This window comes from Flavobacterium aquaticum (genome assembly GCF_003259835.1).
Classification (GTDB): Bacteria; Bacteroidota; Bacteroidia; order Flavobacteriales; family Flavobacteriaceae; genus Flavobacterium; species Flavobacterium aquaticum.
The window spans coordinates 34262-57864 of sequence record NZ_QLMI01000001.1; the positions used below are offsets into that span (position 1 = coordinate 34262).

At 31.9% G+C, this 23603-nt stretch carries 18 protein-coding genes; 9 read left to right on the forward strand and 9 right to left on the reverse strand.

Translation table 11 applies throughout. From position 1 onward, the window contains the following. Positions 1–42: 42 nt before the first annotated feature. The 3 genes from B0I03_RS00210 to B0I03_RS00220 form a co-directional block, all read right to left on the reverse strand. Complete coding sequence (locus tag B0I03_RS00210; RefSeq protein ID WP_181452308.1) at positions 43–870, reverse strand: formylglycine-generating enzyme family protein; 828 nt, start codon at positions 868–870, stop codon at positions 43–45. A 151-nt stretch (positions 871–1021) separates the two neighbouring features. Further along, a complete protein-coding gene (bshC, locus tag B0I03_RS00215; RefSeq protein ID WP_111565483.1) occupies positions 1022–2617 on the reverse strand; it encodes a bacillithiol biosynthesis cysteine-adding enzyme BshC in 1596 nt (531 codons plus the stop codon). 73 nt (positions 2618–2690) lie between these two features. Then, positions 2691–6722, reverse strand: a complete 4032-nt coding sequence (locus B0I03_RS00220; protein ID WP_181452309.1) for a DUF7948 domain-containing protein — start codon at positions 6720–6722, stop codon at positions 2691–2693. A 109-nt stretch (positions 6723–6831) separates the two neighbouring features. Here B0I03_RS00220 and B0I03_RS00225 point away from each other — a divergent pair, with 109 nt between their 5' ends. The 5 genes from B0I03_RS00225 to B0I03_RS00245 all read left to right on the forward strand — a co-directional run bounded on the left by B0I03_RS00225 (position 6832) and on the right by B0I03_RS00245 (position 14948). Next, the gene (locus B0I03_RS00225; protein WP_111565485.1) at positions 6832–9024 is read left to right on the forward strand and encodes a B12-binding domain-containing radical SAM protein; all 2193 of its coding nucleotides are present in this window, start codon (positions 6832–6834) and stop codon (positions 9022–9024) included. 88 nt (positions 9025–9112) lie between these two features. Next, entirely contained in the window at positions 9113–11221 is a 2109-nt protein-coding gene (locus B0I03_RS00230; protein WP_111565486.1) for a response regulator, read from the forward strand. Between the two features lie 88 nt (positions 11222–11309). Next, a complete protein-coding gene (locus tag B0I03_RS00235) occupies positions 11310–11795 on the forward strand; it encodes a biotin/lipoyl-containing protein (RefSeq protein WP_111565487.1) in 486 nt (161 codons plus the stop codon). Between the two features lie 97 nt (positions 11796–11892). After that, a complete protein-coding gene (locus B0I03_RS00240) occupies positions 11893–13332 on the forward strand; it encodes an acetyl-CoA carboxylase biotin carboxylase subunit (protein WP_111565937.1) in 1440 nt (479 codons plus the stop codon). A gap of 74 nt (positions 13333–13406) precedes the next feature. Further along, complete coding sequence (locus tag B0I03_RS00245) at positions 13407–14948, forward strand: acyl-CoA carboxylase subunit beta (RefSeq protein WP_111565488.1); 1542 nt, start codon at positions 13407–13409, stop codon at positions 14946–14948. A gap of 13 nt (positions 14949–14961) precedes the next feature. Here B0I03_RS00245 and B0I03_RS00250 read toward each other — a convergent pair whose 3' ends face one another. From B0I03_RS00250 to B0I03_RS00275, 6 genes are all read right to left on the reverse strand, one after another. Further along, positions 14962–15300, reverse strand: coding sequence for a DUF6787 family protein (locus B0I03_RS00250; protein WP_111565489.1), 339 nt, complete (start codon positions 15298–15300; stop codon positions 14962–14964). Between the two features lie 3 nt (positions 15301–15303). After that, positions 15304–15735 carry a DUF6146 family protein gene (locus B0I03_RS00255; RefSeq protein WP_111565490.1) on the reverse strand — a complete coding sequence of 144 codons (432 nt, stop codon included), beginning with the start codon at positions 15733–15735 and terminating at the stop codon, positions 15304–15306. 78 nt (positions 15736–15813) lie between these two features. Then, positions 15814–16368, reverse strand: a complete 555-nt coding sequence (locus B0I03_RS00260) for a DUF937 domain-containing protein (RefSeq protein ID WP_111565491.1) — start codon at positions 16366–16368, stop codon at positions 15814–15816. 39 nt (positions 16369–16407) lie between these two features. Further along, positions 16408–17364, reverse strand: coding sequence for a D-2-hydroxyacid dehydrogenase (locus tag B0I03_RS00265; protein WP_111565492.1), 957 nt, complete (start codon positions 17362–17364; stop codon positions 16408–16410). Between the two features lie 58 nt (positions 17365–17422). After that, positions 17423–18493, reverse strand: coding sequence for a 3-phosphoserine/phosphohydroxythreonine transaminase (gene serC / locus B0I03_RS00270; protein ID WP_111565493.1), 1071 nt, complete (start codon positions 18491–18493; stop codon positions 17423–17425). Between the two features lie 232 nt (positions 18494–18725). Next, positions 18726–19784: an acyl-CoA reductase gene (locus B0I03_RS00275; RefSeq protein ID WP_111565494.1), complete on the reverse strand. Its 1059-nt coding sequence runs from the start codon at positions 19782–19784 to the stop codon at positions 18726–18728. 137 nt (positions 19785–19921) lie between these two features. Here B0I03_RS00275 and B0I03_RS00280 point away from each other — a divergent pair, with 137 nt between their 5' ends. The 4 genes from B0I03_RS00280 to B0I03_RS00295 all read left to right on the forward strand — a co-directional run bounded on the left by B0I03_RS00280 (position 19922) and on the right by B0I03_RS00295 (position 23601). After that, positions 19922–20272, forward strand: a complete 351-nt coding sequence (locus B0I03_RS00280; RefSeq protein ID WP_026726242.1) for a 4Fe-4S dicluster domain-containing protein — start codon at positions 19922–19924, stop codon at positions 20270–20272. 139 nt (positions 20273–20411) lie between these two features. Then, positions 20412–21611 carry a hypothetical protein gene (locus B0I03_RS00285; RefSeq protein ID WP_111565495.1) on the forward strand — a complete coding sequence of 400 codons (1200 nt, stop codon included), beginning with the start codon at positions 20412–20414 and terminating at the stop codon, positions 21609–21611. Between the two features lie 120 nt (positions 21612–21731). Next, on the forward strand, positions 21732–22826 hold the full coding sequence (gene ychF, locus B0I03_RS00290) for a redox-regulated ATPase YchF (RefSeq protein WP_111565496.1): 1095 nt from the start codon (positions 21732–21734) through the stop codon (positions 22824–22826). A gap of 109 nt (positions 22827–22935) precedes the next feature. Further along, a complete protein-coding gene (locus B0I03_RS00295) occupies positions 22936–23601 on the forward strand; it encodes a hypothetical protein (protein ID WP_111565497.1) in 666 nt (221 codons plus the stop codon). The last annotated feature ends 2 nt before the right edge of the window (positions 23602–23603 follow it).

Below are 23603 nucleotides of genomic sequence, written 5' to 3' on the forward strand. Positions count from 1 at the left end.
CAAAGGTACCATTTTAATTAGGTTTTGCAATACTGTTTTTTATTATTTTGCAATTGTTCTAGCTACTCTAAAACCGTAAAATTCATGTGTCTTATTTGGTTCTGTTGAAATTCGGTTAGCTGGTCTTACATAATTTGGTTGACTATCCCAAGAGCCACCTCTTACACTTCTTCTGTCTCCCATTTCTGGTCCTTTAGGGTTTTCTCCTTTTTCTTGTTTATAGAAATCTTTATTGTACCAATCCCAACACCATTCCCAAACGTTTCCACTCATATCATATAAACCTAATTCATTTGGCAGTTTTGTACCAATTGTATGTGGAGTTCCTTTGCTATTGCCTTTGTGCCATGCGACATCATCTAAGTTGTTACTTCCGCTAAATTTAAATCCTTTCGAATTAGTACCACCTTTTGCTGCAAATTCCCATTCTGCCTCTGTTGGTAATCTATATCCATTTGCTTTAAAATTACAAATAAAGTTAGGTCCCTTTTTCGTATAAACAGGTTGTAATTTTTCTTTTTTACTAAGCCAATTGCAGTAAGCTATTGCTTCGTTCCAAGTTACACCATTAATAGGGTAATTATCTTGCCATCCCCAAGTTGGTTTTACTGGCATTTTCATTTTGTTAGCTTTAATGAATTGTTTCCATTCCCAAACGGTTACTTCAAATTTGCTAATTTCAAATGTATTAAGATTAACAGTATGTTCTTTTTGTTCATCAACATCTGCTAAACCATCAGAATCTTTAGAACCCATTTTAAAAGTTCCACCTTGAATTTTGATTAAGTCGGTGTCAATAAGATTATTTTTAAATGCAAAAAATGATAAAAGGGTAATTAATAATGTAGAATAAAATGTAATTTTTTTCATAAGTTTAGTTATTAATTTAGGTGTGCAAATATACTGATAATTTAACATTACAGATAAATATTGTTATAAAACGTAATTTTTACCTTAATTTGATGTTAAAAAATTAAATATATTGCTTTTTGTCGAATAAAAAAGTATTTAATCGATATTTTTAAATAATAACCAATGAAAAATTTTGCTTTAAAGGTTGTAAATCAGCATATAAAAGTGAGAAAAAAGCTTCAGGATCTCCAATTTCATGATAGAAATCCGCAAAATTTGATTTTCTTTCTTGTAAAGATTGATTCGGGAATAATTCGTTTTGAAGTTGAATAATTCGCTCTAATTTTTCGGTATAAATTCTTTTTTCAGCTTTCAGTAGTTTCTTCTCTAAATTTTCTAAACCTTTTAATTGTTTTACTTCTTGAGCTTTTACTGAGCCTAAAAATGATTTGTCGGTTTGATTTGCAATACTGTATAAAGCTTCAAACTGATTTTTAAGAAATGTTTTTTGTTCACTGAAATCAATAGTGAAATTGGAAAATTCTTTTGTTTTTTTATTTACTAAAGTTTGTTGATTTTGGAAAATATCTGACCAATTTAATTCTAATTTTTCCAATTTTTCAACTTGCTTTTTTGTAGCAACTAAAGCAGAATTACGAAGTAACAGAATAGGAAACGTGATATTATTCGCTTCAAAATTAGATTTCAATTCTAACCAATACGCTAATTCACCACCGCCACCAATGTAACAAAGATTTGGTAAAATCACCTCTTGATACAACGGGCGTAAAATCACATTCGGACTAAAATTCTTTGGATTATTCTCTAATTCAGTTAGGATTTCACTTTCAGAAAATGATAATTGTGTGTTATTGATTTTATAATTTCCATCTTCAAAAACAATGCGTTCTCTCAAATCATCTTGAATGTAAAACAAGTTAATTTCTCTTGGATTTACCTGAACATTATATTCTTTTAGTAACGGAAGCGTTTCGTTAACCTTTTTAAAAGAAGTTTGCTGTAATAATTCTTCTTTAGCATAAGGAATAAAAAGTTTTTTTAGCTCTAAATCATCTCCATCTAAAATGACTAAACCTTCATTTTTGAATAATTCATTAGCTAAATATCGAGTAGCATCTGCTAAATTTTCGTGTTCTAAATAGGATTTTTTAAATAATTCACGAAGATAATTGGCATTGTTTCCTAAGCCTAATTCAGTTGAAAATTGTCTAAAAACTTCTTCCAATCCAGAAGTATTTAATCTTCCAACCGGACCTTGGCTCTCTTTTTTCCACTGAATTTTCTTTCCTTTAAGATTAAAGTAATTGATTTCATCAAAATCATGATCTTCAGTCGCCATCCAATAAATAGGTACAAAATTATGATTTGGATAAGCTGTTTTTAATTCTTTCGTTAAATTAATAACGGAAACAATTTTATATAAAAAATACAAAGGACCAGTAAATAAATTCAATTGATGACCGGTTGTAATCGTAAAGGTTTTTGAATGTTTTAAAAGTTCAATATTAGCTAAAGTAGCTCCTGAAATTTCGAACTTTTGATATTGATTTAGTAATGCATTGACTAAAATTTCACGATTTTCAATTGGAAAATTTTTACTTTTCTCCTCAATTTGAAGATTAAAATTTTCTACTGTTGGAAATCGATTGTATAACGGTTTTAATTCAGCCTTTTGGTCTAAATAATCTACGATTAGTTTTGAAAAATATCCCGAATTTTGATACGTAATACAGTCGTTTGGCATTTTAGCAATTATTTTTCTGCTAAAATACTAAAAATATAGCTCACAAAAAGGGTTTTAACAAAGGCTTATAATTTTATCTTTTAAGCGTAAAATGTCCTTTAAATTCTTTTCCATTTTCTCTTTTTACTACCAACCAATAATCAGTAGAAGGCATTAGATTATCTTGGTAAGTTCCATTCCAACCAATTGAACTAGAATCAAACTGTGTCATAAGTTTTCCATAGCGATCAAAAATGGTAACCATTAAATTTGGTTCATTTTCCGAAAACTTAATTCTCCAATAATCGTTATATCCATCACCATTTGGAGTGAAATATTTTGGATACATTAATAAATAAACATCTTCTGAACTAACACCACAACCATTTTTGTCACGAATAAAAACGGTGTATTCGCCATTTTCTAATCCATAAAAAGTATTATTGTTTTGATAGTCAATTCCGTTTAGAGAATATTCGTAGCTTCCAGCACTATTTGAAGATAGTAAAACCGAAATTGTATTTTCATTTTGTGTCCAATCAGAAGTAATTATTTCAGAAATAGTTCCAATATTTGAATTAACGACTGTGAAATTTTTAGTGGTCGAACAAATTAAAGCACCATGATTTTCTGAAACCGTTACAGAATAATTTCCGGGTTGAGAAATAATGATGGAAGAACTAGTTTCATTTGTAGACCAATTGTAGTTGTCATATCCAAATCCAGCATCTACTGTAATTGAACTTCTTTCGCAAATTGGCATGATATCATTTATATTTATAAATGGTTTACTGACTAAAGTTAGATTCAGTGTTACAATTTGAAAACAAGTATTCGGTGACTCAATTCTAACATGAAAAAGATTATTACCTAATGATAAATTGTAATTTGAACTATTTTGCACTTCATCTGAAGTTAATAGGTTTTGAGCTCCGTTTAAAGAATTGTAATATTTAAAAATATTTCCTGAAGATGCAATCAAAAATGAATTGTAATTGGAAAGATTTACTATTTCAGTTCCATTGTTTAAATCATCACAAATAGTTTCTGAATAATTATTAGCATTCAACGTATTTATTAATTGAATTGAAATAGCAAGCCTAGTAGGACTTTCACAACCATTTATAGTTTGGGAAGCGTAATAAGTAACTCCGTTTTGTAATAGAGTAGAAGTTGGTAAAACGGTATTTCCAGATAAGCTATTATACCAAATAATGTCAGTTCCAGTTACAGCGATATTGTTCAAAGTAGCATTTTCAGTACTACAAAAATTTTGATTTTGATTTCCTGTTGGAGTTGGAGTATTTTGAATAGTAACTAAAACCGGAACTCTTGCGCTTTCACAACCATTTATAGTTTGCGAAGCATGATAAGTTACACCGTTTTGCAAAAGTGTTGTGTTTGGAAGTAAATTTCCGCCAGTTACAGTATCATACCATTGTATATTTTGACCTGAAATTACAATGTTGTTAAGTGTTGCATTTTGTTGGATGCAGAATTGTTGAGGGGATGATAGTGTTGGTAATGCAACTAATGAAATTGTAACATTTTGCGTTTGAGAACTTGAATTTCCGTTTCCATCATTATAATTCCAAGTAATAGTGTAATTTCCAGGTATTGAATAAGTTAAAGGGTTTGTTGTGGTTGCAATTATTGTTCCAGAACAATTATCTAAAGCTGTTGGAATCGTTGAAATAACTGTATTACAATTCCCTGTAATGATTGGTAAATTCGTAATTGTTGGTATTGGTGTAGCGGAATCTCCAACAACAACATTTAAGCTAACAGTATTGTCACAACCACCAGTTCCAGTTATAGCACATGTATACTGACCGCTATGAGATGCGTTTGCATTTGGAATTATAGGATTTTGGTCTGTAGAAGTATAACCGTTTGGACCAGTCCAAGAATAGTTTGTTCCTCCAGAGGATGTAAGTTCTAGGTTACTACCGATACAAATGGGTGAATTTGAATTAGCTAAGGATGATAATTGACAATCAAAGAATTTATTGATAAAAATATCTCCCCCTGAATTATAATTTACTTGATGAGTATTAGGAGTTGAAATTCCTGTAGTAGAAGTTGTAATACCACAAACATAAATTGCATTATTATTGTCTAATGTCATTCTAGCTTGATAATCGACTCCATCTCCTCCGACATAAGTTCCCCATTCTTTTTCTCCAAAATTATTTAGTTTAACTAAAAATGGTTTTTGATTTCCTAATTTACTTGTAAGATAGGTATTAGGAGTGCTTATTCCAGTATTTCTATCTGTATAACCACTTAAATACACATTTTCAAATGAGTCAACAGAAAAATCTTGAATAACTCCATTAAAATACGTTCCCCATTCAAAGCTTTGATTGACATAGTTAAATTTTACAATAAAAAATGCATCATCATTATAATATCCGTTAGAATTAATAGTTTCATAATTAGGCATAAATGTTCCTATTGTGCCTATTCCGTTAATACTATTTGTAACCCCATAAATGTAGATATTATCATTTTTTAGAACTGAATATAAGTTGCGTTCATCATTATTTCCTCCAAAATATGTCCCCCAAATTCTATCACCATTTGTATCAAATTTTACAATCATAATGTCTGGATTAGTATAATTACTACTATATACATTTGGAGTTGATATATTGTTACTACTAGTAGTTTTGCCAACTAAATACAGAAAATTTTGATGAAAAGATATACCAGTAAATCCATCACCTCCTAGACCTCCATAATAAGTTCCCCATTGCCTCACTCCATTTTCGTTGAATTTGACAATAAAACCATCTGCTAAAAGAGGTGAGTCTAAAGTAGATTGATATGAATTAGAGGTAGAGATATTATTAATACTTGATGTTTGGCCACATATATATACATTGTTTAAGTTATCACAAACTAAATCATATCCATTATCATTATTCTCTCCTCCATAATATGTAGCCCATTCTCTATTTCCTGATGAGTTAAACTTAACTAGGTAAGCATCAAAGTAATTGTTTTTAACTGGTTGATGAGAATTAGGAGTTGTTAGGGGTAAGTTTGTATTAAAAACATTATATAGTGCATAAATATTTTGATTTGAATCTGTTGTTAGTTTCTCCGGAAGAGTTCCGTAATAAGTTCCCCAAATTCTTATCCCATTTGAATTAAATTTTGTCAAAAAACTATTGTAATCAGATAAGAAAGTGCCTTGGAAAGTTCCAATTGTTGCAATGTTAGTTTGGCTAGTTGAAGTTCCAGATACATAGATATCATTTAAATTGTCATTAGTTATATTTCTAGGTACTTCTCCATTACTGCCTCCGTAATAAGTCCCCCATAATCTAATAGGTGTTGGATCAATTACAATAGTTTTCTCGGAAGACTTTAAATCTCCTTCAAAACCATATACATTCTTTTTGATTTTCTTATAGCTGATGTTGATTTCACTTTTTCTATTTCCTTGTTCCGTCCAACTCATAGGAATGGTTTCTTCCATTTCTCCAAAACGAAGCTGCATTCGTATCTTGTTTTCAACTAATTCTGTTTTTCCACCATCAATTTTTAGTTGAATATCTGAAATTTTTCCACCTGGTTTTACAATGAAATTATATTCAACAGCTTTTGTGGAATCATTTGGAATAAAAAAAACAACATCAATTTTATTGTAAATGTTCTGATAAGTAACTTTTTTGTATTTATGAACATTTGTTATGCCATTTCTATCATGAGCAACATTATAGTAATTGTCATAGTCTTTTGATTTTTCTTCAGCAATTAATTTTACATTTTGGTTTGCATTCAAAAAATCAATATCAATTCTATGAAAATTATATTTTAAAGAATAATCAGGTGTTTCTTTTTCTTTATCTAAATTTAGATTGGAAGAATGAAAGGCTTTATCTTTTTTAGTCAATGGTGTTTTTTCAGTTTCATAAACGTCATAAGAAAATCCTTTTTCTCGCAATTGTACATTTAAGCCATTAGTATTTAAAAGGTATTTTACAGCTGCATTAGGTTTACTTTTTTGGTCAACGATTTGGCCTTTGTTTTCAATAAAACCAGTGGAGTTGTTTTTAATCTGACCAAATGTCAGGGTAACGAATAAAGAAAAGAAGAGTATAGTTAAAGCTCTCATGCAGTATAATATTTCCACAAAAATAACAAAATAAAACATTATTGTATCCAAATTATTACAAATTAGCTCGAAACGATTTTTAATTTTACCTTTGCAAAAACCATACGACTTGAAAAACATTCTCTTAATCACACCACCATTTACCCAACTGAATACACCGTATCCAGCAACGGCTTATATCAAAGGTTTTTTGAATACCAAAAAGATTTCGACTTACCAAATGGATTTAGGTATCGAGGTGATTTTAGAATTGTTTTCCAAAAATGGGTTAACCAAGATTTTTTCACCCATCACCCATCATCCATCACCCAACATACAAAGAATTTATTCGCTCAAAGACGATTACATCAAAACTATTGATTCAGTAATCGCTTTTCTTCAAGGAAAAAATCCATCTTTAGCACGGCAAATTTGTTCAGGGAATTTCTTGCCAGAAGCATCTCGTTTTGAGCAATTAGATGATATGGAGTTTGCATTTGGAACCATGGGAATGCAAGACAAAGCCAAACATTTAGCAACATTGTATTTAGAAGATTTATCCGATTTTATTGTAGAATGTATCGATGAAAATTTCGGATTTAGTCGCTATGCAGAACGTTTAGGAAGAAGTGCCAATTCTTTTGATGAGTTATACAATCACTTGCAAAACGAATTAACTTTCATAGACGAAATCACAATCAAAATTCTGAAAGAGAGAGTTGAAGAAGTACAACCAAAGCTAGTTTTAATTTCGGTTCCATTTCCAGGTAATTTATACAGCGCTTTTCGTTGTGCCCAGTTTTTAAAAACTAATTATCCCAATATAAAATTATCAATGGGAGGTGGTTTTCCAAATACCGAACTTCGCGAATTAAAAGATAAAAGAGTTTTTGAATTCTTCGATTTTATTACGTTGGATGATGGTGAATTGCCTGTTGAATTACTTTATGATTTTGTTGAATCGAGTGATTCCGAAGCTTCGGAAGAGAAGCCTTTTAAACGCACTTTCCTTCTAGAAAACAATCAAGTCGTTTATAAAAACAACACTACACGTCACGATTACAAACAATCAAAAGTTGGTACACCAGATTATTCTGATTTGTTGTTAGATAAATACATTTCGGTTATCGAAATCGCTAATCCAATGCACAGTTTATGGAGCGATGGTCGTTGGAACAAACTCACCATGGCTCACGGTTGTTACTGGGGAAAATGTACTTTTTGTGATATTTCTTTAGATTACATTAAGTTGTACGAGCCAATAGCTGCTAAAATTTTGGTCGACCGAATGGAAGAATTAATCGCTCAAACAGGCGAAAACGGTTTCCATTTTGTAGATGAAGCTGCGCCACCAGCTTTAATGCGTGAAGTAGCTTTGGAAATTATCAAACGAAAATTAGTTGTCACTTGGTGGACAAACATTCGTTTCGAAAAAAGTTTTACTACCGATTTGTGTTTGTTATTAAAAGAATCAGGCTGTATTGCGGTTTCTGGTGGATTAGAAGTGGCCTCGGATCGACTTTTAGAACTTATCAAGAAAGGAGTAACTGTCGAACAAGTCGCACAAGTTACCCGAAATTTCACAGAATCTGGAATAATGGTTCATGCCTATTTGATGTATGGCTACCCAACACAAACGATTCAAGAAACGGTGGATAGTTTGGAAATGGTGCGTCAATTGTTTGAACTAGGCGTTTTACAAAGTGGTTTTTGGCATCAATTTGCTATGACAGCGCATTCTCCTGTTGGCATGTTTCCAGAAGAATTCGGAGTAATTCCAGAACAGAATGAAATTACTTTTGCTAATAATGACATCAATTTCAAAGATAAAACCGGAATCAATCATGATAAATTCAGTTTTGGATTAAAAAAGTCGTTATTCAATTATATGCACGGAATCTGTTTTGATTACGATTTGCAAGATTGGTTCGATTTTAAAATTCCAAAGACAAAAATTCCTTCTGATTTTATTTATAATTGTTTGGAAAAAGAACAGAATTTTTCAACAAAACCAAATGCTAAAATAGTTTGGATAGGAGGAAAACCTCAAACCGAAATCTTCAGCAAATCGAAAAAAGGAAATTCTTGGGAAATGATGAAATTAACGTTTCACAATAAAACTCAATCCTACGATATTTCTGTAAATGCTGAAGAAGGAAAATGGTTGCTTGAAACTTTAGATAAAATTTCGGTTTTTGCAGAGAACAAAATGACTTTTTCGCAATTGAAATCAGATTTTGAACGAGAATTTGATGATTTTGAATTGTTTTGGTTTAGTAAACCGATTCAAGTTTTGAGAAGTACTTCTTTATTGGTTTTGTAATATTCTTAGTTGTGTAGTATTACTTTGTTGGTGAAAATTAATTTTTATTGAAAAAAAATCATAAATTTAACATCTAATTAAAGATGGTATGAAATTTTTTCCCCTTAAAAAAGTTGATTCTACCTATGCAAAAGTAATAAGTTTACTTTCTCTAATGTCTTTAGGATTACTAGTTTTAGTAGTTTCATTGTACTATTACATGAAAGTACAAGAAAGAGAAATTTACGAATCCAGTAATAAAGTTTATAAAAACGAAATCACATCTTTATTAAAATTAAACACTGAAAATTACACTTCATTAGTTGTTGATGTAACCTATTGGGATGAATTTGTGGATTTTATGACTACAAAAGATGTCAAGTGGTTTAATACTTCGGTTGCTAATATTTTAGATACTTATAAGGTTGAATATGTTTGTGTTTATGATACGAAAGGCTCATTTTTGACTAAAGTTTCAACTCCTAAAATAAAAACGGTAGACTTTATTCCGAAAGAAGTTATTACGCGATTATTAACTAAAAAAGTAGACCGATTTTATTTGAAAATTCCAGAAGGTGTAGTGGAAGTTTATGCCGCAACAATTCATCCATCTGATGATCCTTATAAAAACAAAACAAAACCGTCAGGTTGTTTTTTTATGGTGAGATTATTAGACAACGAATATTTTGCAAATTTTGAAAAAATAAGTACTTCAAATATTGAATTTTTCAAACAGCCTGAAGTTAAATCGAAAGCGGTATCTTTTATAATGCCTTTGAAAGATTATAACGATAAAATCATTCAACAACTTATTTATAAAAGAGCGTATAATATTGATTTTTGGATAACAAAATTCATCTTAATAGTTATAACAATTGCTATAATTTTATCGTGGTTGGTTTACTATTATTATGCAAATCGATGGTCTAAACTTCCGTTGAGTTTTATCAAAAAAATACTGAAAACAGGTGATTCTAATGCTATTCAATCACTAAAAAGTATTAAAGGCGAATTTCGATACATTGGGAAATTGTTTGAAGAAAACCAAATAAAAGCTAAAGAATTAGAAATAGCTAAAAATAAAGCCGAAGAAAGTGATAAATTAAAATCAGCATTTTTAATGAATTTGTCGCATGAAATTAGAACTCCGATGAATGCTATTTTAGGTTTTACAGACTTGCTTTCTCATCAGAATTTGTCAGAGGATGACAAAAAAGAATATATAAAAGTAATTCAGCAAAGTGGTAAAAATTTATTGGAAATTATTGATGACTTGGTTGAAATGTCCAAAATTGATTCCCAAATTATCAAACCTAACTTACAAGCGTTTGACTTAGATGAGTTGATTGATCAATTATTCGCTTCTTACGAAAAGCTCTATAGCAATGATAAAGTAGTTTTTAAACTAACTAGATCTAGTCAAAAATTAGCCAATAATATTGTTTCTGATAAAGTCAAATTAGGCGAAATCATTACTAATTTATTAAACAACGCTTATAAGTTTACCGAAGAAGGCTTTATAATTTTAGATTACACGTTGGATGAAAAAAATAAATCGATAACTTTTAGTGTTAAAGATTCTGGAATTGGAATACCTACTAATTTTCAAGAAAATATTTTTAAAAGATTTAGTAAAATTAACGCAAAAGGAATTTCCGCTAATGAAGGACTCGGACTAGGCTTAGCAATTTCAAAAGCCTATGTAGAAATGCTTGGCGGACAAATAAGTTTTAATTCTCAAGTTGGAATTGGATCTACTTTTTATTTTTCTATTCCATTACATTTTTCTGAAAATAAATCTATTGAAACACAAGAACTACCAAATGATAATCAACTTTTAGATTTAGGTAAAGAAGAAATAATTTTGATTGCAGAAGATGATAATATCAACTTTTTGCTAATTGAAAAAATGGTGAAAAGCTTTAATTTTAAAGTAATTCGTGCAAAAGATGGTGCAGAAGCTGTAGAGTTTTGTAAAAGCAATCATGAAATCGATTTGGTGCTTATGGATATTAAAATGCCAAATCTTAATGGTTATGAAGCCTTTTCTGAAATCCGAAAATTTAATTCCACAATACCAATCATAGCTCAAACCTCATATACTTTTGAAGACGAAATCAATAAAATTAAAGAATTAGGTTTCACTGATTTTATTTCAAAACCAATTGAAAAAGAGCGATTATTCGAATTGATTAAATTATACATGAAAAGAGAATAACTATAGCATTTTTACAATTTTTATGAGATTTATCATTTACGAAAACGATTTCTTTTCGTAAGTTTACGTCCACTAAAAAAAATCTCATATGGATAACATTTATAAGCTTTTAGTAAACAATTCCGCTTCGTTTGAAGTTACTGAAAATAGTCTTCAAAATTTAGATGCCGTAAAGGTAGAAGAAGCAAAGTTTCACGTACTAAAAGAAAACAAACCTTACAAAGCTGAAATTGTATCAGCCGATTTTATTTCCAAAAAATATACTGTAAAAGTTAATAACAATACTTATGAAGTGGCTATTTCAGGTGCTTTAGATGAATTAATCAAAAGTATGGGAATTGAGCGAGGAAGAACTAAAGTTGTTAATGCTATCAAAGCTCCAATGCCAGGTTTGATTTTAGAAATCAACGTTTCGGTTGGACAAGAAGTAAAAGAAAACGATCCTTTATTGATTTTGGAAGCCATGAAAATGGAAAACTGTTTCCTTTCACCAAGAGATGGAGTTATTAAATCAATCTCGGTTGAAAAAGGAAATGCTGTAGATAAAGGACAATTGTTAATTGAATTCGAATAAAAAATAGAAGCAAGAAGCAAGAAACAAGAAGTTAGAATTTGCCTTTCTTCTTTCAGTAAAGCGGTCTTTCTTCTTTCATCTTAATATTATGAAAGAAATTAAAAAAATATTAGTTGCCAATCGTGGTGAAATTGCTATCCGAGTAATGAAAACTGCGAAAAAAATGGGAATCAAAACAGTAGCTGTTTATTCGTCTGCCGATAGAAATGCATTACACGTTAAATATGCAGATGAAGCGGTTTTAATTGGAGAAGCAGCATCAAGTCAATCGTATTTACGTGGTGATAAAATCATAGAACTTTGTAAAGAATTAGGAGTTGATGCCGTGCATCCAGGTTACGGATTTTTAAGTGAAAATTCATCTTTCGCAGAAGCTTGTGAAAAAAATAACATCATTTTCATCGGACCAAAATCAAAAGCGATTGAAATGATGGGAAGTAAATTAGCGGCAAAAGACGCGGTTAAAGCATACGGAATTCCAATGGTTCCAGGAACTGAAGATGCAATCACCGATATAGAAGCAGCTAAGAAAATTGCAACAGAAATTGGTTTTCCAATTTTAATCAAAGCATCAGCTGGTGGTGGAGGAAAAGGAATGCGTGTGGTGGAAAAAGCAGAAGATTTCGTTTCTCAAATGGACAGAGCTATTTCGGAAGCAACAAATGCTTTTGGAGACGGTTCGGTTTTCATTGAAAAATATGTTACTAAACCACGCCACATCGAAATTCAAGTAATGGCAGACAGTCATGGAAATATTGTTTATGTTTTCGAAAGAGAATGTAGTATCCAACGTCGTCACCAAAAAGTAGTAGAAGAAGCGCCATCTGCAATTTTAACTCCAGAAAAACGTAAAGAAATGGGTGAAGCGGCTGTAAAAGTAGCTAAAGCTTGTGATTATTTAGGAGCAGGAACCGTTGAGTTTTTGATGGATGCCGACCATAATTTTTATTTCTTAGAAATGAATACCCGTTTGCAAGTAGAACATCCAGTTTCTGAATTAATTTCGGGATTGGATTTAGTGGAATTGCAAATTCGCGTAGCGCGTGGCGAAGCTTTACCAATGAAACAAGAAGATTTACAAATCAAAGGTCACGCCATGGAACTTCGTGTGTATGCCGAAGATCCAATGAATGATTTCTTACCAAACGTAGGTTTCTTAAGTACTTATAAATTACCAGAAGGAGAAGGAATTCGTGTAGATAACGGAATCGAAGAAGGGATGGATGTGCCAATTTATTACGATCCAATGCTTTCAAAATTGATTACGTATGGAAATACTCGTGAAGAATCAATCGAATTAATGATTAAAGCAATTGATAATTATTTGGTGGAAGGTGTAGCGACCACTTTACCTTTCGGAAAATTTGTTATGGAGCATGAAGCATTCCGTTCAGGAGATTTTGATACGGGATTTGTGAAAGCGTATTACGATGCTGAAAAACTAAAATCAAAATTAGATACCGAAGCCGAAATCGCAGCAATGATTGCATTTCAACAATACGTAGAAGATCAAAAAGTACTAAGATTACCTAATTAAGAGTATTAAGATAAAAGTAGTAAGAATTAAGATAACTTTTAACTTGAAACCTTAAACTTGAAACCAAAAGTAAAATGGAAGATAAAATCAAAATATTAAACGATAAAATAGCTTTAGCCAAATTAGGTGGAGGCGAAAAAAGAATTGCAGCACTTCACGCTAAAAAACGATTAACAGCAAGAGAACGTGTCGAATATTTATTAGACGAAGGTTCGTTTGAAGAAATTGGAATGCTAGTAACACACCGTACTACTGATTTCGGGATGGAAAAAGAAATCATCTATGGTGATGGAGTAGTAACCGGTTACGGAACCATCAACGGAAGACTGGTATATGTTTTTGCTCAAGATTTCACAGTTTTCGGAGGTTCGTTATCTGAAACACATGCCGAGAAAATCTGTAAAGTAATGGACATGGCAGTGAAGAATGGTGCACCAATGATTGGATTAAACGATTCTGGTGGTGCTCGTATTCAAGAAGGAGTTCGTTCTTTAGGAGGTTATGCTGATATTTTCTACAGAAACGTTCAAGCTTCTGGAGTAATTCCACAAATTTCTGCTATTATGGGTCCTTGTGCTGGTGGAGCGGTTTATTCTCCAGCCATGACCGATTTTACTATGATGGTAGAAAACAACAGTTACATGTTCGTTACTGGACCAAACGTTGTGAAAACTGTTACGAATGAAGAAGTAACTTCGGAAGAATTAGGTGGAGCAGCGACTCATGCATCAAAATCGGGAGTTTGTCATATTACGTCTCCAAATGGAGTAGAATGTTTAGAAGATATTAAACGATTACTAAGTTATATCCCACAAAATAATAGAGAAACTACGCCAAAATTACCTTATGAATTTCAAGATGAAGTTCGTGAAAAATTAGATACACTTGTACCTGATAGTGCGAACAAACCATACGATATGCACGAAGTAATCAGCGGAATTATCGATGAAGATTCGTTCTTTGAAATTCACAAAGATTTTGCTGAAAATATTATTGTAGGTTTCGCTCGTTTAGGAGGAAGAAGTATCGGAATTGTGGCTAACCAACCAATGGTTTTAGCAGGTTGTTTAGATGTAAATAGTTCGATAAAAGCAGCAAGATTTGTTCGTTTTTGCGATTGTTTCAATATTCCTTTGTTAGTATTAGAAGATGTACCAGGATTCTTACCAGGAACCGATCAAGAATGGAACGGAATCATCACGCACGGAGCAAAATTATTATATGCATTTAGCGAAGCTACTGTGCCAAGAGTTACGGTAATTACTCGTAAAGCGTATGGTGGAGCTTATGACGTAATGAATTCAAAACACATTGGTGCTGATATGAATTTTGCTTGGCCAAGTGCTGAAATTGCGGTAATGGGAGCAAAAGGAGCATCGGAAATCATCTTCAAAAAAGAAATTAGCGAAGCAGCTGACCCAGTGGCTAAATTAGCAGAAAAAGAAGCAGAATATGCCGAGTTGTTTGCAAATCCATACACGGCAGCGCAACGTGGATTCATCGATGAGGTAATCTTACCAAGAGATACACGAAGAAAATTAATTAAAGCTTTTAGTATGTTAGAAAACAAAGTGGTTGACACGCCAAAACGCAAACATGGAAATATTCCTTTGTAATAATAAAGACCGACTAATAGTCGGTCTTTCTATTTAATTTTGAATCGATATATTTTCCAATAAAACCTAATTTCATTTTGTCAAGCATTTTCTTTTCAAACTCCCAAAAGAAATTAAATTGCCCAAATAATGCTCCAATTAAAACTAATAAAAATTGGTAAGCTGGAAATATTATTACCAAACGTATTGGCCAATAAATCCAAAGCGATAGATTTTCTTTTGTAATACCAAGAAAGTTTGTTAATGGCTTTGAAAGATAAGCTGCTGTTGAACCCGTAATTGCAAATACAATAAAAATTATGGTTAATTGCCAGTTTGAAGTTACATTCCAGCGTTCTTTTAGTTTGTTCATAAATTAAATTCTTGGTGTAAAGCCTCCTAGTTTTTGATTGTTTTTGAGTTGAAAATAAACTAAATAATTATAGAGCATATAATTTACTTCATAACCATAATCGATATTTTGGTCATAGTTAATTGACATTTCATATAAATTTGGATTGTACTGAGAAGAAAGCATAGCTCTCCTGTTCCATTCCAAAACCCAAACTCTATTTCTTGATTCTAAATAGGATTGAGAGTGGTAATTTCTCGGTTTTGCAAAACTATTGAACCAAGAAGAAAAACCAACATCAAAAATTAAAACTTCATATTCTAATTTTTCATTAGATATACGAATGGTGTCGCTTTCTAGTTTTGGTTTATCATCAAAACTCTTTTTCTCCTGAGAAGCTGTACAAGCTATCAGAATAAAAAATAAAGCAGATAAAAGTAAAAATATACGTTTCATAGCTCTTTAATTTTGAAAGTATAAAGATAAAAAAAAGCACCGACATTGCCGATGCTTTTAACTTTTATATAAAAGATTTTACTTTCCAAATAATTTTCCTAAAAGACCACCTAATCCACCTTTTTTTGTAACAGCAGCCATAGCATCACCCATGTCAACTTTTCCATCATTGTTTTGATCTAAACCAAATTGACCACCATATTTAGAAACAGCATCCATTAAGCCACCGCCTTGACCACCAGAAATAGCACTTACTAAATCGTTCATGTTAAAACCTGGTTGGTTTGGATCTTTTGCTTTGTTAACTAATCCACCTAAAATTTGCGGAATTAATCCTCCAGCAACACTTCCTGCTGCATCAGATGATAAACCAAATTTTTCTCCTAAGTTTCCAGTTACTTTTTCTGTCAATTGTTGTACAACTGGGTTGTTTCCATCAATTGGAGTTTTTCCAGTTAACATTCCAGTTAAATCGTTAATGTTTCCACTGGCAACCATATCTTGTAAACCCGAAAGGATAGAACCACCTGCTTCTTGCATTACGGCATCATTTTGTTCATTAGGTACCGCTGGATTGTTTACCACGGCATCGCCGCCAAATTGTTTTACTAATTCTGAGAGTTGATCAAACATAGTTTTTTAGTTTTTAGTTCAGTTAAAGATAATAAAATTTTAGTTATTTTTCAATAAACTGATGATCTGCTCTGCAAGTTCTGTGCCAATTCTATCTTGTGCTTCTTCTGTAGCTGCTCCAATATGAGGAGTTAACGAAATTTTCGGATGCATTAAAATTTGGATTTCTGGTGTTGGTTCTTTTTCAAAAACGTCTAATCCGGCAAATAATACTTTTCCTTCATCTAAAGCTTCAATTAATGCAACCTCATTAATTACGCCACCTCGAGCACAATTTACGATTCCTACATTGTCTTTCATTAACTGAAATTCTTCTTTGTCAATTACATATCCATCTTGCGCTGGAACATGTAGCGTAATAAAATCAGAATGTTTAATTACATCTTCTAATGATTCGGTAACAATCTCCACATTGATAAATTGTCCATTATAGAAATCAACACGAATTACCGCTTCATTCACATATTTATCAGCTGCAATTACTTTCATTCCTAATCCTAAAGCCATTTTTGCTACAGCTTGACCAATACGTCCAAAACCAATGATTCCTAAAGTTTTTCCACGAAGTTCAATTCCGTTGGCGTAAGCTTTTTTCAAACCGTCGAAATTGGTATCACCTTCTAATGGCATGTTTCTGTTGGCATCATGTAAAAAACGAACACCTGTGAATAAATGTGCAAAAACCAATTCGGCTACACTTTCAGATGATGAAGCTGGTGTGTTGATAACATGTAAACCTTTTTCTCGAGCATAAGCTACATCGATATTATCCATTCCAACGCCACCACGACCAATAATTTTTAATCCTGGACAGGCATCGATAATATCTTTACGAACTTTTGTAGCACTACGAACTAATATTACTTTTACATCATTTGTGTTGATAAAATTAGCTACTTGTTCTTGTGCTACTTTGGTTGTAATTACTTCAAAACCTCCTTTTTCTAAAGCTTTAATTCCGCTTTTTGAAATTCCGTCGTTTGCTAAAACTTTCATTTTTATGTTTATGAGTTTATAGTTTAGAAGTTTAAAAGAAATCTAAACTGAAATTTTATTAACTATTTTTCTCTAATTCTTGCATTACATCAACTAAAACCTGAACACTTTCTAACGGTAAAGCATTGTACATTGAAGCTCTATATCCACCAACCGAACGATGTCCAGCTAAACCAGAAATTCCTGCTGCTTTCCACATGCTGTCAAATTTTTCTTGATGTGCTTCATCATTTAACAAGAACGTAACATTCATATTACTTCTGTCTTCTTTAGCCACCGTTCCTTTAAATAATGGGTTTCTGTCGATTTCAGAGTAAAGTAAATTTGCTTTTGCATCGTTGATTTTTTCAATTGCTGCAATTCCGCCTAATTTTTTTAACCATTGTAAAGTTAAAAGTGACGCATAAACTGGAAATACTGGTGGCGTATTGTACATACTTTCTTTCGAAACATGTTGTTGGTAATCTAACATGCTTGGAATAGTTCTTCCTGTTTTTCCTAAGATTTCAGTTTTTACCACTACTAACGTTGCGCCTGCTGGACCCATATTTTTTTGTGCTCCGGCATAGATTAAATCAAATTTTGAAAAATCTAAAACACGAGAAAAAATATCCGAACTCATATCACAAACTAAAGGGATATTAGTTTCTGGAAAAGATTTCATTTGGGTTCCAAAAATAGTGTTGTTACTCGTGCAGTGAAAATAATCTGCATCAGATGGAATAGTATATCCTTTTGGAATATGATTGTAATTTTCTGGTTTTGATGAAGCTACAACTACGGTTTCTCCAAAATGTTTGGCTTCTTTAATAGCCCCACTTGCCCAAGTTCCAGTGTCTAAATAAGCTGCTTTTCCGTTTACTTTCATTAAGTTGTAAGGCACCATTAAAAATTCTAAACTGGCTCCACCTCCTAAAAATAATACTTCGTATCCTTTGCCTTCTAAGTTTAAAAGTTCTAAAACTAAAGCTCTCGCTTCGTCCATTACGGCTACGAAATCTTTACTTCGGTGTGAAATTTCTAAAATAGATAATCCTGAGTTGTTGAAATCTAAAATAGCTTGTGCCGATTTTTCGAATACTTCTTGCGGAAGGATACATGGACCTGCACTGTAGTTGTGTTTTTTCATTGTAGTTGTAGTTATTTATTTAAAGGTCAAATTTCGGAATTCTTAAATAAAAAACAGACTTAAATGCTACAATAATTATGAGATGTTATTAACAAAAACGATTTCGGAATTTTATTTCTTCTTTTTTAAAGCTTTTCGATTGGAATTCACTTTTGCTTCCAAATTAAAATTGGGTTCGTGTTTGTGTGTTTCTTTCTCTTTTTGAATTTTGATGATTTTTGAAATTTTCATATTACAAACTATTTAAAAATGCCAAAGTATCTATATTATCCGCATAATCCCAAAGTTTTGGTTGTTGGGTTTGCCCAAAAGAAACCGAATTTGGGATTAAGTTTTTTGAAACCACGCATTGAATTTGTTCTGCATCAGCATTCAATCGAGTTGTTATTTCTTCTAAACTTTCATAGAATTCATAGAAAACTGAAGAAATAGGAGAAGAGTAACTCACATCTTCTTTAATCGTTAAAAACTCATTATCCAATAATTGAAAATTACTCATTAAGAAAACGGCTTTGTTGTAATCGTAATTATTCGCATATTTTTCGTAGTGAATCACATCACGATATTCGTACATCGCTTTGAAGAAATTGTCAAAATTATAGCCTTTTGGAACAAAAAGTTTTGAAACATTTCGGCATCCTAAACCAAAATATCTAAAAATATCTTCTCCTAAACCCACTAAATCTTCATGCGATTCCGTTCCATCTAAAACGGCAACCGAATTTCTGTTTTTACGAATGATACTTGGCTTGTCTTTGAAATAATATTCGAAATAGCGCGCTGTATTATTGCTTCCAGTAGCAATTACGGCATCAAAACCTTCTAATTTGCCTTCTACAAAAGTTATTTTTGAATTAAGTTTTGGTTCGACAGCAATCAAATATTTTGCTAAAAATTTCAATAAGTGTTGGTCATTTGAAGACGTTTTAACCAATACATCATGACCTGAAATCAATACCGAAAGAAAATCATGAAAACCCACTAACGGAATATTTCCTGCTAGAATTAATCCTACTTTCTTCGGTTCAATTTTTGAGAAATCATAGTTAGAAAGCCACTGATTTAGGTTGTCTTCGGTTAAGGCTTTTGCCCAAGATTGTACACTAAATTGTACTTGCTCAGGTGTGAACCAACCATTGTGTGATTGCGAAAGTTCAATCAAGTTGACAAAGTCATCAAAGAACAAATCGTTATGTAAAACCGATGCCGATTTAACGTTTCCATCTTCAGAAAATTGACGTAAGAAATTCCCTAATTCAACAAAACTCGATTTTATTTCAATTTGTAACATTTGTAACTTGTTTATATTTAGTATACGTTGTATTTTTGCACAAAGATATGAAGTGAAAAGGCATTAGCCAAAAGTTTAAATTAATTAGAGTCTCAACTTTTAAACAATTAAACTTTTAAACAATTAAACGTAAAGAAATGGCAATTATAATAACAGACGAGTGTATCAACTGCGGGGCTTGCGAGCCAGAATGTCCAAATACAGCAATTTATGAAGGAGCAGATGATTGGAGATGGAAAGATGGTACAAAACTAAGTGGTAAAGTAATTTTACCAGACGGAACCGAAGTGGATTCTGATGCGGCTCAAACGCCAATTTCAGATGATATCTATTACATTGTGCCAGGAAAATGTACCGAGTGTAAAGGTTTCCACGAAGAGCCACAATGTGCTGCTGTTTGTCCGGTAGATTGTTGTGTTCCTGATGATAATCATGTAGAAAGTGAAGAAACATTGTTAAACAGACAATCGTTTTTACACAACGAATAATTATTTTTTTTTAAAGATAGTAAAAAGAGAATTTTCATTTAGAAAGTTCTCTTTTTTGTTTTTTAATGGTTTAGAAACTTCATTCAAAAAGTGTTTTGTAATTAATTTTTTGCTATATTTGATTGATAATCGGTAATTTATGATAAAAAAACTTACTTTTTTATTATGGTTTTTTACTTCTGCCGTCTTTTCGCAAAATCTCGAATTTACGATAATTGTGAAAGATTTTGATACCGATTTACCTATTGATGAGGTGACCATCACTGCTCTCAAAACCCGTCAAGGTTTTTTAACCAATAAAGATGGAAAAGCAATTGTAAGTCTTTCCAGATCTTCTGATTTAGAATTGGTGCATTCTTCCTACAAAAAGATGATTGTAAAATTTTCCACTTTAGATAAAAAGGAAAATGTAGTGTATATGGAACCTAATACACAGCAATTGGAAGAGTACATCATCACAAAAGATCATCCTCAACAAATTTTAAAACGGATTATTGAAAATTCTAAAGATAAAATCACCATTCCTATAAGTTTGAAAGTCTATTTGCACGAATTTTATAAACGCGATAATGAGATTATTTTTTTTAACGATGGTTTAATTAATTTTCAAATTTTAGGAAATGAAAAGAATATAAAAACCGATATTTTAGTAGAACAAAATCGTGCCGTTGGTGTTTTAGATGGCGATATCGACCCCAATATATTAGGTTATGATTTGAATAATATCATCGAAAATTATTACCAATTCAAATATTTAGACGAAGTATTGGATTCTAAAGCAAAGAAAACTTATGATTTTTCGGTAAAAACCTATCCATCTAACGAAGATTATTTGGTAATTAAAATTGTTCCTTTGCCTGAATCCAAAGGAATTTTGTCTGATTTTATGGTGGTGTATGATAGCAATAAAAAGTTGATAATCGAAGTTAGTTCGTATGTAACTCCAGACCGACTTCAAACATATAAAGAAAGCATGTTTGCTTCGAGAAAAGTTTATAAATTAGAATTTAAAAACACATTCAGACAAGATGGAAATTACTACTATTTAGCTAATTCTAAAGAAGTTATTGGTTTTGAAAAACGTTATAAAAATAAAGAGCGACGAATAGAAGTCAAGAATCACATGGTAATTACTGATTTCAATAAAAAAACCTTTGAATACAGCGACAAAAATGTTTTTAAAGGCAAATCTCTTATCAATAAAAGAACCACTTTTTTTACGGATTATTGGGATTTTGAATCGGGTTTTGTCTCTACTGCCGAAGAAAAAGCAATTATTGAAAAATTAGGAAAAGGCGACGAAGAAATCCAAAACGAAGTTGAAAATCCGAAAGAGTAACTACTTCATCAACTCCTTTTATTTAATACTTTGATACTAATTAGGATTAGAGTATATTTGCGCACTTTTAAAATAATATTAACTAGTAATTTAAAGTCCCCTTTGGGGATTTAGGGGCTTATGAAAGCAGGAATTGTAGGATTGCCAAATGTTGGAAAATCAACTTTATTTAATTGTTTGTCAAACGCAAAAGCGCAAAGTGCTAACTTTCCGTTTTGTACTATAGAACCTAATATTGGAGTAGTAAACGTTCCAGATCCACGTATTGCTCGTTTAGAGGAATTGGTAAAACCAGAGCGTGTTCAAATGGCAACAGTAGATATCGTAGATATTGCAGGATTGGTAAAAGGAGCAAGTAAAGGAGAAGGTTTAGGAAATCAATTCTTAGGAAATATTAGAGAATGTAATGCAATTATTCACGTTTTACGTTGTTTTGATAACGACAATATCGTACACGTTGATGGTAATGTAAATCCAATTCGCGATAAAGAAACAATCGATATCGAATTGCAATTGAAAGACTTGGAAACAGTTGAAAAACGTTTGGAGAAAACCAATCGTGCAGCAAAAACTGGCAACAAAGAAGCACAAGCTGAAAAAGCGTTGTTAGATAGAATTCGTGAAACTTTATTAGCGGGTAAATCAGCTCGTACGGTAGTTCCTCAAAATCAAGATGAGGTGGATATGATGGAAGAATTCCAATTAATCACTACAAAACCAGTTTTATATGTTTGTAACGTTGACGAAGCTTCGGCAGTAAACGGAAACAAATATGTAGACCAAGTTCGTGAATTAGTTAAAGATGAAAATGCAGAAGTAATCATTCTTTCAGTAGGAGCAGAAGCCGATATTACCGAATTAGAAAGCTACGAAGAACGTCAAGTTTTCTTAGAAGATATGGGATTAACAGAGCCAGGTTCGGCAGTGTTAATTCGTGCAGCTTACAAATTATTAAAATTGCAAACGTATTTCACGGCAGGTGTTAAAGAAGTTCGTGCTTGGACAATCAACATCGGCGATACAGCACCAAAAGCAGCTGGAGTAATTCATACGGATTTCGAAAAAGGATTCATCCGTGCAGAAGTAATCGCATTCGAAGATTTCTCCAACTACGGTTCAGAAGCAAAAGTAAAAGAAGCTGGGAAATTAAGAGTAGAAGGAAAAGAATACATTGTAAAAGATGGTGATGTAATGCATTTCCGTTTTAATGTGTAATTTCTGATAAGATAGAGAACAGAATATAGAAAATAAGCAAAACCGTTGATGTAATTCAGCGGTTTTTTTGTGGCACAACATTTGCATTGGCAAAACAAAACAAACTATCATGAAAAAATATCTTATTCTAGCCGCATTTGCTTTGGCTATGGTTTCCTGTAAAGATCATGGATTGAACAACAGTTTTATTTATTTTTCTGAAGCCCAACCCACAAATGTGGATGAAATAACAGCATTTCCAAAGAAGTTTGTTCGAACCTATACAATGGATTATTCCCATCGTTTGGTAGTGGAGCCAAAATGCGCTTATATCAAAGAAATTGAAACTATAACCGCTTTAAAATCTGAATTGGATTCTATTCCAGAATTAGAATTTCGAAACAATCAAGTTTTCGATAAATCCGAAAATAAACCATATAAAACCTTTATAAAAGGCGATACAATTGCGTTTGAAATCGAACGTTTGGATACTATTTTTTCTTTTTCCGAAAACGAAATCGCTAAACAGTATAAATCCTCATTGGTTTTAAATAAAGAAGTTGATGGAAAGTACCAAACCAGTATTTTGAAATTGTCCACTATTGGAGCAAAACACATTCAACTTGGAACCAAAAAAGATTTTACCAAATTAAATTCCGAACTTAAAATTCCATTTGTAGCTGAAATGAAAGAAAACGACACGCTTCACGTTCTTCTAACACCATCACGTGCCGATTTTAGAAAATTACTTCGTTTAGATGGTTTTGAATATGCAACTATTTATTTGATGAAATAATA